Origin of the sequence: Micromonospora globispora (genome assembly GCF_003857015.1) — a bacterium.
In the GTDB taxonomy this organism is placed as follows: domain Bacteria; phylum Actinomycetota; class Actinomycetes; order Mycobacteriales; family Micromonosporaceae; genus Micromonospora; species Micromonospora globispora.
The window spans coordinates 1-1,718 of sequence record NZ_QGGF01000681.1 but is presented as its reverse complement, the minus strand read 5'-3'; the positions used below and the strand labels follow the sequence as shown (position 1 = coordinate 1,718).

Below are 1,718 nucleotides of genomic sequence, written 5' to 3'. Positions count from 1 at the left end.
TCGCCGCCCTGCTCGGCGAGCCCGTCCCGCCGGCACCGGCCACCCCGACCGCCGGCACCGCCGAAACGGCGGGCGAGCGGGTCGCCGGCGCGGCGAAGGTCGCGGAGGCCGCCGGGCATGACGTCCGCTTCGACCAGGTCAGCGTCCGGTACCGCGAAGGCGCCCCACCGGCCCTGGACCGGGTCGACCTCGACCTGCCGGCCGGCCGTCGGGTCGCCGTCGTGGGCCCGAGCGGCGCCGGCAAGAGCACCCTCGCGGCCGTACTCACCGGCGTGGTGCGCCCCGACGCCGGCCGGGTCACCCTGGACGGGGCCGACCTGTCGGCGTACCCGGCCGAGGAACTGCCCCGGGCGATCGGCGGGCTGCTCGCCGAGGCGTACGTCTTCCACGCCTCGGTCCGGGAGAACCTGCTGCTCGGCCGGCCCTGGGCGGACGAGGCCGAGCTGACCGCGGCGACCCGGGCGGCCGGCCTGCTGGACTGGGTACGGGCCCAGCCGCAGGGCTGGGACACCGTGGTCGGCGAGGAGGGTGGGCAGCTCTCCGGCGGTCAGCGGCAGCGCCTCGCGCTGGCCCGGGCACTGCTCGCCGCGCCGCCGGTGCTGGTGCTGGACGAGCCCACCGAGGGGCTCGACCCGGCCGCCGCGGACGCGGTGCTCGCCTCGACGCTGGCCGCCACCCCGGCCGGGCACTCGGTGCTGTTGATCAGCCACCGGCTCAGCGGCCTGGCCGAGCTGGACGAGATCGTGGTGCTCGACGCCGGCCGGGTGGTGCAGCGCGGCCGGCACGCCGAACTGGTGGCCCAGCCCGGCTGGTACCGGGACCAGTGGCTGCTCCAGGAGGCGGCGGAGCGCGGCTACCTGGCCCTGGCCCCCTGAGCGGTTTCCGGGGTTTTCCCGGACGCGTCCCACCAGCTGAGGTGGCAGGGTGGGGCCATGCGGGGGGACGACGACGTGCTGGTGGAGGAGCGGCTGCGCGAGCTGGCCGGCCACCTCCGCGGGCCGGCCCGGCTGAAGGCCGACCTGCTCACCGAGGCGCGGGACGCGTTGCGGGACGCCGCCGAGGCGTACCGGGACAGCGGCCTGCCGGCGGTGGAGGCCGAGCGGCGAGCGGTGGCCGAGTTCGGCACCGCCGCGGAGCTGGCGCCGGGCTACCAGGCCGAACTGGCCGCGGCGGCGCTGCGCCGGTTGGCGTTGCGCGCGCTCGCGGTGGCGCTGGCGCTGATGGCCGGTGGTGACCTCACCTGGCGCGGGTCGAGCTGGAGTGACGGTCCCCGGCCGCCGGAGGGCTTCCTGCTGCTCTCGGCGTCGCTGAACGGCATCTGGCTCACGGTGGCCGGTCTGGCGCTGGCCGGGTTGCTGGTCGGCTTCCTCGCCGCCCGGTACGGGTCACCCCGCCTCTCCCGGGTCGGCCGCGGGGTGGGCTTCGGCCTCACCGGCGCCCTGGCCCTGGGCGTGCTCGCCGTCAGCGCCCTCTTCGGCTGGTCCATCGGGCTCTGGGACGCGGCGCTGACCTGGCCGCCGATGATCATCGGTGCCGTGCTGGTCGGCGTCGGCTGGTTCGCGCTCGGTCGGGCGGCCCGCTGCTGGCTCCTGACCACCCGCTGAGCGACACCACGCCCGCCGGTAGCAGCGACAGCATGATCCTCTGCACGTCGGCACACCCGTTCCCGGCGTGTCTTGATGCCGAGGTGCAGACGATCGTGCGCGGGGCCCTGGGGC

Annotated in this window: 2 protein-coding genes; both read left to right on the top strand. The window is 76.9% G+C overall.

The window, feature by feature from the left end:
* The coding region (locus DKL51_RS31810) for an ATP-binding cassette domain-containing protein (protein WP_148097913.1) at positions 1–875 on the top strand (875 nt) is incomplete at its 5' end.
* Between the two features lie 57 nt (positions 876–932).
* The gene (locus DKL51_RS31805) at positions 933–1,604 is read left to right on the top strand and encodes a permease prefix domain 1-containing protein (RefSeq protein WP_109948291.1); all 672 of its coding nucleotides are present in this window, start codon (positions 933–935) and stop codon (positions 1,602–1,604) included.
* Positions 1,605–1,718: the final 114 nt, after the last annotated feature.